Annotated in this window: 11 protein-coding genes, 3 tRNA genes, 7 pseudogenes and 1 other annotated feature; of the genes and pseudogenes, 20 read left to right on the top strand and 1 reads right to left on the bottom strand. The window is 40.6% G+C overall.

What is annotated here, in order from left to right:
* Positions 1 to 291 precede the first annotated feature (291 nt).
* The 8 genes and pseudogenes from AEX56_RS03405 (at position 292) to AEX56_RS03370 (ending at position 4,982) form a co-directional block, all read left to right on the top strand.
* Entirely contained in the window at positions 292 to 525 is a 234-nt protein-coding gene (locus AEX56_RS03405; protein ID WP_049617888.1) for a DUF2969 domain-containing protein, read from the top strand.
* 51 nt (positions 526 to 576) lie between these two features.
* Positions 577 to 657 (top strand) — tRNA-Tyr (locus AEX56_RS03400).
* A 254-nt stretch (positions 658 to 911) separates the two neighbouring features.
* Positions 912 to 983, top strand: a tRNA-Gln gene (locus AEX56_RS03395).
* Between the two features lie 121 nt (positions 984 to 1,104).
* Positions 1,105 to 2,251, top strand: a pseudogene (gene rpsA, locus AEX56_RS03390) (30S ribosomal protein S1).
* 60 nt (positions 2,252 to 2,311) lie between these two features.
* Positions 2,312 to 2,383 (top strand) — tRNA-Arg (locus tag AEX56_RS03385).
* A gap of 266 nt (positions 2,384 to 2,649) precedes the next feature.
* Positions 2,650 to 3,842 (top strand): annotated as a pseudogene (locus tag AEX56_RS09360) (ABC transporter ATP-binding protein); the annotation flags it as partial.
* Positions 3,824 to 3,922, top strand: a pseudogene (locus AEX56_RS09500) (ABC transporter ATP-binding protein); the annotation flags it as partial. The pseudogenes AEX56_RS09360 and AEX56_RS09500, both read left to right, overlap by 19 nt.
* A gap of 96 nt (positions 3,923 to 4,018) precedes the next feature.
* Positions 4,019 to 4,982: pseudogene (locus AEX56_RS03370) on the top strand (threonine aldolase family protein).
* 41 nt (positions 4,983 to 5,023) lie between these two features.
* Here AEX56_RS03370 and AEX56_RS08415 read toward each other — a convergent pair.
* Entirely contained in the window at positions 5,024 to 5,452 is a 429-nt protein-coding gene (locus AEX56_RS08415; RefSeq protein ID WP_131542049.1) for a DUF6556 family protein, read from the bottom strand.
* 125 nt (positions 5,453 to 5,577) lie between these two features.
* On the opposite strand from AEX56_RS08415, the gene AEX56_RS03360 reads away from it, so the two are divergent.
* From AEX56_RS03360 to pyrR, 12 genes and pseudogenes are all read left to right on the top strand, one after another.
* The gene (locus AEX56_RS03360) at positions 5,578 to 6,720 is read left to right on the top strand and encodes a cysteine desulfurase family protein (RefSeq protein WP_049617886.1); all 1,143 of its coding nucleotides are present in this window, start codon (positions 5,578 to 5,580) and stop codon (positions 6,718 to 6,720) included.
* Entirely contained in the window at positions 6,721 to 7,938 is a 1,218-nt protein-coding gene (gene thiI / locus AEX56_RS03355) for a tRNA uracil 4-sulfurtransferase ThiI (protein WP_049617885.1), read from the top strand. It abuts the gene before it with no gap.
* A gap of 21 nt (positions 7,939 to 7,959) precedes the next feature.
* Positions 7,960 to 9,251: pseudogene (locus AEX56_RS03350) on the top strand (AMP-binding protein).
* 72 nt (positions 9,252 to 9,323) lie between these two features.
* Positions 9,324 to 9,397, top strand: a sequence feature (ribosomal protein L21 leader region).
* Between the two features lie 33 nt (positions 9,398 to 9,430).
* Positions 9,431 to 9,745 (top strand): 50S ribosomal protein L21, encoded by a 315-nt coding sequence (gene rplU / locus AEX56_RS03345; RefSeq protein ID WP_049617884.1) that lies wholly within the window; start codon positions 9,431 to 9,433, stop codon positions 9,743 to 9,745.
* A 51-nt stretch (positions 9,746 to 9,796) separates the two neighbouring features.
* Positions 9,797 to 10,090 carry a 50S ribosomal protein L27 gene (gene rpmA / locus AEX56_RS03340; RefSeq protein ID WP_049617883.1) on the top strand — a complete coding sequence of 98 codons (294 nt, stop codon included), beginning with the start codon at positions 9,797 to 9,799 and terminating at the stop codon, positions 10,088 to 10,090.
* Positions 10,090 to 11,019 carry a GNAT family N-acetyltransferase gene (locus tag AEX56_RS03335; protein ID WP_082326165.1) on the top strand — a complete coding sequence of 310 codons (930 nt, stop codon included), beginning with the start codon at positions 10,090 to 10,092 and terminating at the stop codon, positions 11,017 to 11,019. Before rpmA ends, AEX56_RS03335 begins: the two co-directional genes overlap by 1 nt.
* Before the next feature lie 245 nt (positions 11,020 to 11,264).
* A pseudogene (locus AEX56_RS03330) lies at positions 11,265 to 12,106 on the top strand (LysR family transcriptional regulator).
* A complete protein-coding gene (lspA, locus tag AEX56_RS03325) occupies positions 12,069 to 12,512 on the top strand; it encodes a signal peptidase II (protein ID WP_049617882.1) in 444 nt (147 codons plus the stop codon). The pseudogene AEX56_RS03330 and the gene lspA overlap by 38 nt, the downstream one beginning before the upstream one ends.
* The gene (locus AEX56_RS03320; protein ID WP_049617881.1) at positions 12,502 to 13,401 is read left to right on the top strand and encodes an RluA family pseudouridine synthase; all 900 of its coding nucleotides are present in this window, start codon (positions 12,502 to 12,504) and stop codon (positions 13,399 to 13,401) included. Before lspA ends, AEX56_RS03320 begins: the two co-directional genes overlap by 11 nt.
* A 115-nt stretch (positions 13,402 to 13,516) precedes the next feature.
* A pseudogene (locus AEX56_RS03315) lies at positions 13,517 to 13,851 on the top strand (zinc ribbon domain-containing protein YjdM).
* A gap of 56 nt (positions 13,852 to 13,907) precedes the next feature.
* Positions 13,908 to 14,564, top strand: a complete 657-nt coding sequence (locus AEX56_RS03310) for a Pr6Pr family membrane protein (protein ID WP_049617880.1) — start codon at positions 13,908 to 13,910, stop codon at positions 14,562 to 14,564.
* Positions 14,565 to 14,796: 232 nt separating this feature from the next.
* A complete protein-coding gene (gene pyrR / locus AEX56_RS03305) occupies positions 14,797 to 15,318 on the top strand; it encodes a bifunctional pyr operon transcriptional regulator/uracil phosphoribosyltransferase PyrR (RefSeq protein WP_049617879.1) in 522 nt (173 codons plus the stop codon).
* Positions 15,319 to 15,377: the final 59 nt, after the last annotated feature.

The raw sequence follows: 15,377 nt of genomic DNA, 5'->3' as shown, positions 1-15,377 counted from the left end.
GAATGGATTAATCGTAATTTACTATTTTGGAGATAGTTAAAATGGCAGAGCTCACGTTGTTCTTAGGATTGTTATTAAATATAATTTACCTTAGCCTTGCTATTACAGCAGTAGTTTGTCTTGTAAAAATAACCAGATTACTCTCGAATAAAAACAGAGACAAAAAGTAAGGAAACATCATTTTCCAGTATGGTTTAATACTTATCACTAAGAAGAGGCTTGCACTTGCAAGCTTTTTCTAATTTTTGTACAATAAGACAAGTTAGAAAATAGAGAGGTTATGTCAGTCACATGAGTAAAAAAGATAAAAAAATTGAAATCCAAATCAGCGAATCCACAGTAAAAGTCGGAAATGAGAGCTATGAAGGCTACCAATTGACCATTGGAAAAAAGGTGATTGGAGAGATTGCAGAACTTGGCGAAGCAAACTTTGCAGTGCTTAAAAATGGCAACACCGAAAGTTTTTATAAAAAACTCGAAAAGGCTGTCGGAAATATTATTGAAAATTACAATTTAAGTAATTAAAGACTTGTAATAGCCATTGTTTTATGATAAAATAGTGGCTGTTAGTGTTATGGAAAGATAGCGAAGAGGCTAAACGCGGCGGACTGTAAATCCGCTCCTTCGGGTTCGGGGGTTCGAATCCCTCTCTTTCCATAGTTAGGATACAAAGGACCTTAAAAATCCGTATGAAAATAGGGGACTAACGTAGTGTCTAAAGACACTAGGAAGTCTATATTTTTCACTAGGATTTTAGTCCATGTTCAACTAACAAGATACGTAGCCGTTAAGAAATCTACAGAAAAATAGAAAATCACCGAAGTGAACCTTGGTTTACAAGGAGATTTATCTTTTTTCCGAGATTTTAGGCGGAGTTCAGTTGTAGATAAACTGATAATGTATCTAAGTTTTGGGGTATAGCCAAGCGGTAAGGCAAGGGACTTTGACTCCCTCATGCGTTGGTTCGAATCCAGCTACCCCAGTCAAGGTATTAGAGGAGACTCTAATTCGTCAAAGAAGCTTTTGTTGTCCTTGCGTATGCCTTAAATAAAATATATTTTATGTTGAGTCTGGAAGACTCGATTGTCGGAGGTTATTTTTCTAATGAACGAATTTGAAGATTTGTTGAACAGTGTAAATGAAGTTGCAACAGGTGATGTGGTAACTGCAGAAGTATTGACAGTGGATGCTGGTCAAGCTAACGTAGCTATCTCAGGTACTGGTGTTGAAGGTGTCTTGACTCTTCGTGAGTTGACAAACGATCGTGATGCTGACATCAACGACTTGGTTAAAGTTGGTGAAACACTTGAATTGCTTGTTCTTCGTCAAGTTGTTGGTAAAGATACTGACACTGTTACTTATCTTGTATCTAAGAAACGTTTAGAAGCACGTAAAGCATGGGACAAGCTTGTTGGTCGTGAAGGTGAAGTAGTTAACGTTAAAGTGACTCGCGCTGTTAAAGGCGGACTTTCAGTTGAATTTGAAGGACTTCGTGGATTTATTCCAGCTTCAATGATTGACACTCGTTTCACTCGTAACACTGAGCGTTTTGTAGGTCAAGAATTTGATGCAAAAATCAAGGAAGTTGATCCAGCTGAGAACCGTTTTATCTTGTCACGTCGTGACGTAGTTGAAGAAGAAGCTGCAGCAGCACGTGCTGAAGTATTTGGTAAATTGGCTGTTGGAGAAGTTGTAACTGGTACAGTTGCACGTATCACAAGCTTTGGTGCTTTCATTGACCTTGGTGGTGTTGATGGATTGGTTCACTTGACTGAATTGTCACACGAACGCAACGTTTCACCTAAGTCTGTTGTATCTGTTGGTGAAGAAGTTGAAGTTAAAGTATTGGCTATCGACGAAGAAGAAGGTCGTGTATCACTTTCACTTAAAGCTACACAACCTGGACCATGGGATGGTGTTGAGCAAAAATTGGCTCAAGGCGATGTGATCGAAGGTAAAGTGAAACGCTTGACTGATTTCGGTGCTTTCGTTGAAGTGTTGCCAGGTATCGATGGTTTGGTACACATTTCACAAATTTCACACAAACGTGTTGAAAATCCAAAAGATGCATTGACTGTAGGTCGAGATGTAACGGTTAAAAGAGCGTCCAGTACGCGAAGAAAATGCTTCATCTGAAGAAGGTGAAAAACGTCAATCACGTCCAGCTCGTCGTCCAAAACGTGACTACGAATTGCCAGAAACTCAAACTGGTTTCTCAATGGCTGACTTGTTCGGCGATATCGAATTGTAATTTGATTTATACAAGTAAAGATAGAAGGGGCTGGGGACATTTGTTCCAGCCTCTCTCTTTCCACCCTTAGTGTAATGGATATCACGTAAGATTCCGGTTCTTGAGATGGGGGTTCGATTCCCTCAGGGTGGATTAGAATCACTTAAAAAAGCCTGATTTAATAGGCTTTTTTTGTTGTTTGTCCAGAATTTGTCCCAGATCTGGATAAGTTACCCTTTTTTACCACGATTCATTTGTTAAATTTGTTATTCTGTGAAAAAAAGTTTTATAATAAATTAGTGATAATTGAATAAAGCCACTAGTTTTTTTATTTTTTAGTAGGAGGTTCTTTCGTATATAAGGTGTTATTATCTCATGTAAAAGAATATAAGCGATCGTCGATACTTGCTTCTCTTTGCATGATGATTGAAGTTATGTTTGAGTTATCGATCCCCTTTTTAATGGCACTGATTATTGATGAGGGTGTAACAACCGGTAATATGGAGAAGATTCTAATTTATGGTGCTTTGATGGCGATTGCGGCAGTCTGTTCTCTCTTTTTGGGGCGCGCTTCTAGTAAATACGCTGGGTTAGCCTCTGCAGGTTTTGCCAAGAATTTGCGCAAGGCCCTTTTTGAAGATGACCGATGTGACCAATGTTCAAAATGCTTATCAGATGGTCATTCGGGTCTGTGTGCGTGCACCGCTCAATTTGATTTTCGCTATCTGCATCGCTTTTTATATCAATGCTGAAATGGCTATGATTTTCATCTATGTTGCCATTTTTTTAGCGACAGTTCTAGCAATTGCCCTCAAACTTGGTTTTCCGCTTTTTCGTAAGGTCTTCAAATCCTACGATGCTCTAAATAGTAGTATTCAGGAAAATATTACCAATGTCCGTGTGGTTAAATCTTATGTAAAAAGAAGACCATGAGACTGAGAAGTTTAAACATGCTTCTGCTCGGATTTATAAGATGTTTATTCAGGCGATTCGGATTGTGATGGTCAATAATTCAGCGATGATGTTGGCAACTTATGCCTCCATTATCGGCATTTCATGGATGGGGGCTAAATTGATTGTGGCAGGGCAGTTCACAACGGGTGAATTGACATCTATGTTTGCCTATGCCACGACTATTCTTATGTCTTTGATGATGTTCACCATGATTTTTGTCATGTTGGCTCTCTCGATGGCATCTTTTGAGCGGATTGTAGAAGTTTTGGAAACAGAATCTTCCATCATATCACCTGTGAATGCCGTGACAGAAGTAGCAGATGGTTCTATTGAATTCGATCATGTGACCTTTGGTTATGCTGATGCGGATGAAAAACGTGTTCTAACCGATATCAATTTATCTATCAAATCAGGGGAAGTGATTGGTATTCTAGGTGGAACTGGTTCTGGTAAGACTAGCCTTATTCAACTCCTGCCAAGGATGTACGATGCTAAAACAGGTCATGTCCGAGTTGGTGACCGTGATGTTAAAGAGTACGATTTAGATATTTTGCGTAAAGAGGTAGCTATGGTTCTTCAGACCAATGTTCTCTTCACAGGAACCATCAAAGAAAATATGCGTTGGGGAAACAAAAATGCGACAAAGGACGCATTATTGAACGTGGGAACCACGAGGAATTAATGAAGCAGCGTGGTACCTATTATCGCCTCTATACAGGCGGACTTGAGATTGATTAAAACTGTAAAAAGAGGCTGAGAGCCTCTTTTTACATGTTGTTTTTATTGGAAAATGGTAAAATAGGACCATCAAATGAGATGAATGAGGAGAAATGAATGCTACACTTTGAAAATGACTACAATAAAGGGGCTCACCCCGCACTCTTAGAAGCTTTGCTATTGACAAACGATGAAGGGATGTCTGGCTATGGAATGGATACTTACACACAGTCCGCTGTTGAGAAAATTCGTTTGGCGACCAAGTGTCCAGAGGCACAAGTTACCTTTTTAGCAGGAGGAACGCAAACCAATCAGATTGTGATTAATAGTATGTTGGCAAGCTATGAGGGGGTGATTGCAGCTGATGCAGGACATATTGCTGTCCATGAAGCGGGAGCCATTGAGTTTTCGGGACATAAGGTTTTGACCTTACCTCATCAAGAAGGGAAAATTTTTGCCCAAGATGTTGCACAATATTTAGCGGATTTTTATACAGATGGTAATCACGAGCACATGGTATTTCCTGGGATGGTCTACATTTCCCATCCGACCGAGTATGGTACGCTTTATAGCAGAGAAGAGTTGATAGATTTGGCAGCGGTCTGCCGAGAGTATCAGATTCCACTTTTCATGGATGGTGCGCGTCTGGGATACGGTTTAGCGGCCAAAGATACGGATCTTGATTTGGTAGCCATAGCAGAGCTGACAGATGTTTTTTATATCGGTGGCACTAAAATGGGAGCCTTGATTGGAGAAGCAGTTGTCTTTACCAAGCAAAATCAGCCTAAACATTTTACGACTATTGTCAAACCGCATGTATGAAAAATTGGGGCAGCATGCCATTGATATGGCGGAAGCTTTGAAAGTCATTTTAGAGAAGAAAGGGTATGAATTTTATCTCAAATCTCCGACTAATCAGCAATTTGTCATTGTGGAAAATAGCCAGTTAGAGCGATTAGACCATGCGGGAATTGTCTACGGTTTTTGGGAAAAATACGATACTGACCACACTGTTATCCGATTTGCCACTAGCTGGTCAACGACAAGAAAAGACCTCGAAGCACTCGAACAAAGATTATAAAAAGATAAAAAGGTATTGGGTTGTGTCTCCAATACCTTTATTTATGATGGTGAAATTTGGTCAGTTTCTACATTTGCGTCAGTGCTAGGTTCTGTTTTTTCTATTGCAATCTCGCTTGAAGAAGACGTAGTGGAACTTGACGGATGTAGTGAATTTTCTGTCGTGGAAGAATTTTTTACTGTCGTGGTAGTTGATGGCATAGTTTCTTGCGTGGGGACACTGGATGAACGAAAGGATGAGGAGTGTTCTTTAGGATCAGAGTAGATAATGACGGTCTTAGCGGTCGTCTGGTCAGATGGAGCTGCTTTTGCTTGTGTGGTAAACGTATAAATGGTAATGGTTGCGGTAATCATTCCCAAGAGCGATGCCATAGTTGTGATTATTTTTTGTAAATAGGAAAGATGCGGCCTTTCTCTTTTAGAAGTCGGAGTAGAAGCCTTGTACTTTTCTTTTCGTGATGGTCGTCTCATGATTTCTCCTTTTCAGGGACTATTGTCATGCATTTTCTTTAAAGAAAACTTAAAATCTATTCTCCAAAGAATGGTAAGAAGACGCTAAAAGTGGTACAATAATAAGTTGTAGAAAAGGAAGAAATATGATTTATTTTGATAATGCAGCAACGGCTCAGGTCTATCCAGAGGTACTCCGGACCTATACAGAAGTTGCGACGAAAATTTTTGGAAATCCATCTAGTCTCCATAGTCTCGGGGACCAAGCGACACGGATTTTAGAGGCTTCTCGTGGACAAATAGCAGAGCTATTGGGTAAGAAAAGTCAGGAAATTTATTTTACTTCTGGTGGTACAGAAGGGGATAATTGGATCGTTAAGGGAGTTGCCTTTGAAAAGGCAGCTTTTGGGAAGCACATCATTGTGTCCGCAGTAGAACATCCAGCTGTCAAAGAATCGGCTCTTTGGTTGACCAGTCAGGGATTTTCTGTAGATTTGGCACCAGTTGACAAGAATGGCAAGGTGGATTTGGCAGCACTGGAGCAGCTCATTCGCTCCGATACCGTCTTAATATCTGTCATGGGTGTCAACAATGAAATAGGTGCGATTCAGCCTATCCAAGAAATAGCAGAGCTTTTAGAGAATAAGCCAACCATTTCTTTTCATGTGGATGCTGTTCAAGCAATCGGAAAAGTAGATTTGACAACATTTTTGCCAGAGCGCGTTGATTTCGCCACATTTTCAGGGCATAAATTTCACTCTGTCCGGGGTGTCGGTTTTGCCTATATCAAGGAAGGCAAGCGTTTAGCTCCGCTATTGACCGGAGGAGGGCAAGAAAACGATCGTAGATCGACAACTGAAAATGTTGCAGCAATTGCAGCAACAGCTAAAGCACTGCGCGTAACCATGGAAAAAGCTCCAGAAGCCAATCGGAAAATCTCTGCTATGAAGCAAATCATTTTGGAAGAGTTGAACCACTATGACGACGTGACGATTTTTTCTGAAATGGAAGGATTTGCGCCAAATATCTTGACCTTTGGTATAAAAAATATTCGTGGCGAAGTGATTGTCCATGCCTTTGAAGAACATCAGATTTATATTTCAACGACTTCTGCTTGCTCCTCTAAGGCTGGCAAACCTGCTGGAACCTTGATTGCCATGGGAGTTCATCCAAAAATCGCTCAAACAGCGGTGCGGATTAGTTTGGATGATGACAATGACATGAGTCAAGTGGAGCAATTTTTGACTATTTTTAAACAAATTTACACACAGACTAAGAAAGTGAGATAGATGAACTATTCAGAAATTATGGTTCGTTACGGTGAATTGTCTACAAAGGGTAAGAACCGTATGCGTTTTATCAATAAATTAAAAAACAATATTCAAGAAGCCTTGGTTATTTATCCTGATGTGACGGTTTACTTTGATCGAGATCGTGGGCATGTTTACCTGAATGGAACGGATTATGCGCCAGTAGCAGATTCGCTCAAAAAGATTTTTGGGATTCAAAATTTTGCACCGTCCTATAAGATTGAAAAGTCAGTATCAGCTCTAAAAGAAGCAGTGCAAGATATCATGAAAGATATTTACCAAGAAGGTATGACTTTCAAGGTTAGCAGCCGTCGAAGTGATCATTCCTTTGAATTGGATAGTCGTGATCTCAACCATGCGCTTGGTGATGCAATATTTGATGTTATTCCATTTGCCAAAGCACAAATGAAGTCGCCAGATATTACTTTGCGTGTGGAAATTCGTGAAGACGCGGCTTATATTTCCCATGAAGAAATCAAAGGGCCTGGCGGTTTGCCAGTTGGAACCTCTGGTAAGGGTATGCTTATGCTGTCAGGTGGTATTGACTCGCCTGTTGCGGGATATTTGGCACTGAAACGTGGAGTGGATATTGAAGCGGTGCATTTTGCCAGCCCGCCTTATACTAGTCCTGGAGCTCTTAAAAAAGCCCACGATTTGACTCGGAAATTGACAGTTTTCGGTGGCAATATTCAATTCATCGAAGTACCATTTACAGAAATTCAAGAAGAAATTAAAGCCAAGGCACCTGAAGCCTATCTGATGACCCTGACCCGTCGCTTTATGATGCGGATCACGGATGCCATTCGTGAGCAGCGCAATGCCTTGGTCATTATCAATGGTGAAAGCCTTGGTCAGGTGGCTAGTCAGACTTTGGAATCTATGCAAGCCATCAATGCGGTAACCAACACGCCGATTATTCGTCCTGTCGTCACGATGGATAAACTGGAAATTATTGATATTGCTGAGAAGATTGATACGTTTAAAATTTCTATTCAGCCATTTGAAGATTGTTGTACCATTTTCGCGCCAGATCGTCCTAAGACCAATCCAAAAATCAAAAATGCAGAACAATATGAGGCACGCTTGGATGTTGAAGGATTGGTTGAACGAGCTGTTGCAGGCATTACCATCACAGAAATTACATCTAAAGAAGAGGCAGTGTATGATGTCCAACATTTAATTGAGGATTTACTATAATACCCTAAAAGGAGATTTTTTATGGAAGAATTATTTCCCTATCGTCCCATGAATCTGTACCAGAATTATCTGGAAGCTAGTCAATTATATACTGATTGCGCTATGGTCTTTGATTTGCCCCCTTGTGGCATTTCCAGAGCTAGGAACGGAGACGACTTACGCTGAGACCCATGCAAATATTTCTGACAATCATAAGGTCTACATTCCGGATTTATTGGCAGTGGAAAAAGCGTCTGTAGAGCACACTCCGCTTCCTGAAGATCAAATCGCTTATATCACACATACATCAGGGACAACGGGTATCCCAAAATTGATTTGCCATTCGGCTAATACTATGGGCTGGCGCACAAAATATCAAAAGACTATTTTGAACAATTTGCCTGATCGTCGTATCGTAGGTTTCCGTATTTCACCTGTTCATTCACGGTACAATATCGGAATGTCTTCTCTTATGCTCATGGGCTTTCCTTTGTTGGCTCTTTCAACGCACAAACGCGAAACAGTCGAGCGACTCTTTGGTAAATATCAGCCGCAAGCGGTAGAAACCCATCCCAATCATTTTGTCCAATGGGCAGATATTGCACGTGAAAATCCAAGTGTATTTGCAAAGACGCATTATTACCACTCTACCTTTGATGCTATCAATAATGCTACCATGCTGGCTTTTTTAGAAGCTGCTGATTCAGATGAGGCTATTTTCCTACAAATCTATGGTCAGAGCGAATGTGGCCCCATGATTTTGAAACCACATACCAAGGAAAGTTTGCAGTATTCTGATGCGCGTGACATGGGAGTTGGTCTGGGTGATTTAACCAAGGCACGGATTGCTGACGCTGAGGGGAATCCTTTGCAAGTTGGTCAAAATGGGCATATCCAGCTCTTTTCTCGAGGCCGAGCGATTACCTACTATTAAGGAAGACCAACGTTTCCAAGACAATGTTTATGACGAATGGTGGGACAGTGGAGACTATGGCTCTATGGATGAAAATGGGCACCTCTATCTAAAAGATCGTCAAGTAGATATGATTGATACCATTGATAGCACGCTGGCATTGGAAGACTGCCTCTTGGACCAATTAGATTTCTTGTCAGAAGTTGTCTTTGTGCGCGACCCGCTCAAGAAACCACAGCCATTTTTGGCGGTTAAAGAAAATCGTGAGATGGATATGGATGCTTGGTTTGCTGCCATTTCCAATATGCCATATTTTAACAGTCCGATTATTTTGCCTTACGATGAATTGCCAAGGACAGCAACCATGAAAGTTCAACGTCTCAAAATGGAAGAGTGGTTGAAAGAAGGAAAATTTGCTTAAATTTTCGATTATATACTAACTTTTTCTTGTCAAATAAGTAGAAGAATGCTATACTTATAGAGTTGACTATGCACACCTGTGCAACCGCACGACCACCGTTTTAAGCAGTTTCGGACTCACGGTGCTAGGCGAGTCTTCACAATTAAGGGGAAACCCGTAAAATCCATAGGAGGTGCATAATGAGCACATATGCAATCATTAAAACTGGCGGTAAACAAGTTAAAGTTGAAGCTGGTCAAGCTATCTACGTTGAAAAGTTGAACGCAGAAGCAGGTCAAGAAGTGACTTTTAACGAAGTTGTTCTTGTTGGTGGCGACAAAACTGTTGTCGGAACTCCACTTGTTGAAGGAGCTACTGTTGTTGGTACTGTTGAAAAACAAGGCAAACAAAAGAAAGTTGTATCATATAAATACAAACCTAAAAAAGGTAGCCACCGTAAACAAGGTCACCGTCAACCATATACAAAAGTTGTTATCTCAGCCATCAACGCGTAAGGCGCTTAGCTTAACAACTGTCATCACAGAATTTTCGGAGGAATATAAGTTATGTTAAACTTGAATCTTACTCAATTAAACCTCTTCGCCCACAAAAAAGGTGGAGGTTCAACGTCAAACGGTCGTGATTCACAAGCGAAACGCCTTGGTGCGAAAGCTGCTGACAGCCAAACTGTATCAGGTGGTTCAATCCTTTACCGCCAACGTGGTACTAAAATCTATCCAGGTGCGAACGTAGGTCGCGGTGGAGATGATACTCTTTACGCTAAAGTTGAAGGCGTTGTACGCTTCGAACGTAAAGGTCGCGATAAAAAACAAGTCTCAGTTTACCCAATCGCTAAATAATGACGAGAGAACTTCCTGTTTCAGGAGGTTCTTTTGCTTATTTTTATTGTTTACAGGAGAGAATTGAATGGACCAATGAATTAACTTCATTACAAAAAGCAGCTGCAAAAAGCTTGATAAAGGAAGTTATGTCCCATGATGGACTTTTCAGAGAACCCTACTTGTCAAATCAATTCAATTTTGATGTGCTCATGCCTGCTTTTTTTATTGCTTATGTAGAAAGCCAACTTGTGGGACTCTTGACAGTCTATGCGGACGATGAAGAAGCAGAGCTATGCCTTTTGGTGGCACTTGATTGGCGAGGTCAAGGTATCGCAAAAGCACTTTTTGAAACCTTTAAACGTGAAATTGCAGCATACTCTATCGATAGTGTTAGTCTCATTATAGAGAGACGATTTTTAGAGAATAATCCTAATCTTTTAGAGCATTGGAATGTTACCCTTGAAAGGGATAGTGAGTACTGGCTAGGACGGGGACGGATACCATTTGTCATGCAAAAGTGCCCTGATTTGATGGTAACAGCAGCAGAAGCAAAATATGTAGGATCCATTGCTCAATTTCAAGCACAAGCATTTGGTAATCCGATGGACCAGAGTCTTCGCTATGCACAAAAAGCAGTGGAAGATGAGGAATGCTTACTCTATTTGGTCTTAAATGATAATCGAGTCATGGCTTCTTGTACAGTAGACATTTCGAGTGATAGCAATTACCTATTTGGATTGGCCGTGGCAGACGGTTTTCGTGGACAGGGAATTGGGACCTATTTAGTTCAGTCTTTGATTAATGAGCGAATTGCAGATGATACTCGTCCCTTCCAAATTACGGTGGAATCCGACAATCCAGAGGCACGCAAACTATATGAACGCCTCGGTTTTGAACAACAGACGGAAGTCTTGCATGTAAAAGCAAAATCATTTGTAAAACATTAAAAAGGCCTTCTTTGCCAACGACGGTCCTGTTGAAAGGCTGGCGAGTCTGATCTGTTTTGGCTATTTTTTTGCTAGGAGCAGGGCGTGATATGTCTGGTAGAGTGGACATTGGTCTTGTCTATAGCTAGCTCAAGGGACAATCTGAATCAAATAGTGACGAAAACAAAGAGGAGAGCACTTTAGAGGCACTTCTCTTTTATCTTTTTATGGTATAATAAGAAAAAATTTACAAAGGATGTCAAGTGATGAATATTCAGCAATTACGGTATGTTGTAGCCATTGCCAATAGTGGGACTTTTCGTGAGGCGGCAGAAAAGATGTTTGTTTCTCAGCCGAGTTTATCTATTTCTGTGCGTGATTTAGAAAAGGAATTGGGGTTTAAAGTTTTTAATCGGACCAGCTCAGGAACTTTTTTGACGCGTCGTGGAATGGAATTTTATGAAAAAGCGCAGCGTTTGGTGAAAGGGTTTGATAGCTTTGAACATCTTTATCTCCAGCCAGAAGAAGAGTGGGCAGAATTTTCTATTTCCAGTCAACACTATGATTTTTTGCCACCTTTGATTACAGAGTTTTCGCAAAAATTTCCTGAATACAAAAATTTTCGTATTTTTGAATCAACAACGGTGCAGATTTTAGATGAAGTATCGCAGGGACATAGTGAGATTGGTATTATTTATCTCAATGCGCGCAATGTCAAAGGGATTATGCAAAAGTTAGACAAGTTGCATCTGCAAGTGAAAGGATTGAATATCAAGACTTAGTAGGTTTGCCAACGGTTCGATTTACGCAAGAGAAAGAAGAGTATCTTTATTATTCGGAGAATTTCTTTGATACATCGGACTCTTCGGTGACCTACGATGTGACGGACCGTGCTACTTTGAATGGTATCTTAGAGCGCACAGATGCCTATGCGACAGGTTCTGGCTTTCTTGATAGTGAGAGTGTGCATGGGATTACCGTTGTTCCGCTTAAAGATGACATGGAAAATCGAATGGTATACGTAAAACGTGAAGATACAGACTTGAGTCCGTGTGCACAAGATTTTATAGATGTTATGCAAGCATATTTTGATAAGAAAAAAGGATAAGAATGAGACAGTTGCAAATATCACGTTAGATAGCAAGAAAGACTTTCTTCCTGGCTTGATGAGTCTAGCTTATTTGCGAAACTATGGTGCTGCTTATTCTATGCTGCAAAATCAGCAGTGGTTTTTCACTGTGGTGACAGTGGTTGTCATGGTAGTAGCAGTTTATTATTTTGTGAAAAATATCAAAGGTAGTTTGTGGTTGTTGAGCGGTCTGAGTTTGATGATTGCAGGTGGCTTGGGCAATTTTATTGATCGTTTGCGTTTGGGGTATGTGGTAGACATGTTTCATTTGGATTTTGTTAATTTTCCAGTGTTCAACGTGGCTGATAGCTGCTTGACGGTGGGTGTTATTCTTTTGTTTGTCCATATTCTATTAGAGGAAAAGAATGAGAAGTATGAAAGTTAGAGTTGAAATAGGCGGTGTTCGTCTGGATAAGGCCTTGGCCGATTTGACAGAATTATCCCGCGCGGTTGCCAATGAGCAAATCAAGGCAGGACTAGTTTTGGTGAATGGCCAAGATAAGAAAGCTAAATATAGTGTACAAGCTGGCGATGAGATTAGTTATCAAGTGCCAGAGGTGGAAGAAGTAGAATATGTAGCTGAAAATATTCCTCTAGAGATTGTTTATGAAGATGCAGATGTCGCTGTGGTCAATAAACCGCAAGGCATGGTGGTCCACCCATCAGCTGGTCATACTTCTGGCACTTTAGTCAATGCACTCTTGTATCGCATTAAAGATTTGTCTGGTATCAATGGGGTCTTGCGACCAGGAATTGTGCATCGGATTGATAAGGATACATCTGGCTTACTCATGATTGCTAAGAATGACCAAGCCCATACGGCTCTGGCAGAGGAGTTGAAAGCTAAAAAATCTCTGCGTAAATATATAGCTATTGTGCATGGGAACTTACCAAATGATCGCGGCGTTATTGAAGCACCAATTGGTCGTTCTGAAAAGGACCGTAAGAAACAAGCAGTGACAGCAAAAGGAAAAGATGCCATTACGCGTTTCCAAGTTTTGGAACGATTTGGTGACTATACCTTGCTGGAATTGACCTTGGAAACAGGTCGGACCCATCAAATTCGTGTGCACATGGCTTATATTGGTCATCCGGTGGCGGGAGATGAAGTCTACGGACCTAGAAAGACACTCAAGGCGCATGGACAATTCTTGCACGCGCAGACACTAGGATTTACCCATCCAAGGACGGGAGACTTGGTCACATTTACGGCTGAAGCGCCAGCTATTTTCCAAGAAACTCTTGAAAAACTCAGAAAAAAAAGTCAGTTATAAGAAAAACGCGTGGTTTTCTTTTTTTGTAAGCCTTATCAATCTTGCCCATACTGTGTGAACATGGTATACTAGAATCTAAATGAATAAGTGCAAGAAATTGCCAAAAGGAGATGAAATGGAAACTTTACCAAATTGCCCAAAATGTAATTCTGAATATGTCTATGAAGACGGATCGCTCTTAGTTTGTCCTGAGTGTGCCTACGAATGGAATCCTGATGAAGTTGTTGAAGAAGACGGTGTAGTAGAATGGATGCTAACGGAAATCGTTTGGCGGATGGTGACACCGTTACGCTCATCAAAGATTTAAAAGTCAAAGGTGCTCCTAAAGATTTGAAACAAGGTACGCGCGTGAAGAATATTCGTATCGTCGAAGGCGATCACAATATCGATTGTAAAATTGACGGCTTTGGTGCCATGAAACTCAAATCAGAATTTGTTAAGAAAATTTAAATATAAGACATGTAGGCTCGGTTATCCGGCCTCCTTTTTGCAACAGAAAGAAAACTATGAAACATCAAATTATCCTATTTATTTCCCGCATTTTATTGGCTGTTTTGGCAGTAACAGGGACAACGATTGAAATCGTTAAGTTTGGCCCAGGTATGTTTATGTACTACACTGTCTTGTCCAACCTTTTGGTGTCCATTTTCTCTGTTTATATGGTTTATGCCATGTGGCAGAAGAAGGATTTACAGAGCCAGTCCTTTCTCAGAATAAAAGCTGCAGTGACTATGTCTATTATGATTACCTTTGTAATCTACCATCTTTTGCTAGCTCCGATTGCGGACAACTTCTGGCGCATTGAAAATATTCTGTGTCATTATATCGTGCCTCTTTATTTCTTTTTGGATACTCTATTCGTGGATAGAGGTCGTCAGTATAAGTGGTTTGATCCGATTTGCTGGACTGCTCTTCCACTAGCCTATATGGCTTTTGCTCTACTCAACGGTCTGTTTCTCAAAATTCCAATTCCAGATGCTAAAGATAGTCCATTTGCTTATTTTTTCCTCAATGTGACCAAGTACGGCTGGCAGTATGTTCTGACCTATGCGGGGATTATCTTTGTAGCTTATCTTGTGTCTGGTTATATTTTTTATGGATTAAAATCCATCTCTTTGAAACGTTTCAATGAGAAGCGCAGGAGTTTGTTCATTTTAGAATAAAAATAGAGCTGCGGTAGATTTTGTTCGTTTTTTAAGAAGTTTCTGTGGAAATTCTAGAATATGATTTGCTAAAAGATATAAAGTTTGCTATACTGGTTCCAATGAAAATCCTTTAATGCTGTCCAGAGAGACAGTCAAGGAGCATGACTAGAATGAGGGACAGAGTATGTGCCCATATTTTTCGACGTCTCCTTGAAAAGGGAGATGTTTTTTTCATATACAAGGAGGATTTATGAAAACAAAAGAAATTGTTGATGAGATGACCATGAAACGTGCCATCACTCGTATCACTTATGAGATTATCGAGCGCAATAAGCAGTTAGATAAAATTGTACTTGCAGGGATTAAGACACGGGGAGTCTTCATCGCGAAACGGATTCAAGAGCGTTTGAAGCAGCTAGAAGGAGTTGAGGTACCTGTTGGGGAATTGGATACCAAGCCTTTCCGTGATGATGTTAAAATGGAGCGAGATACGACAGTAATGACAGCAGATGTGAATGATCGTGATGTGATTTTGGTCGATGATGTGCTCTATACAGGTCGGACTATCCGCGCAGCTATTGATAATGTGGTCTCTCTTGGTCGTCCATCTCGTGTGAGCTTGGCAGTTTTGGTAGACCGTGGTCATCGTGAGTTACCTATTCGGGCAGACTATGTAGGCAAAAACATTCCGACAAGTCGAATGGAAGAAATTATTGTTCACATGTCTGAAATTGATGGCAAGGATGAAGTTCTCTTAGTAGAAGCGACTTAGTTGTCGATTTCTCAACTTTTTTCCTGGCATCTCTCGGATGATTCAGCTCTCTCAAAAAG

The sequence above is a fragment of the Streptococcus sp. X13SY08 genome (genome assembly GCF_001182825.2).
In the GTDB taxonomy this organism is placed as follows: Bacteria; Bacillota; Bacilli; order Lactobacillales; family Streptococcaceae; genus Streptococcus.
This window is presented reverse-complemented; position numbering and strand designations above follow the sequence as displayed.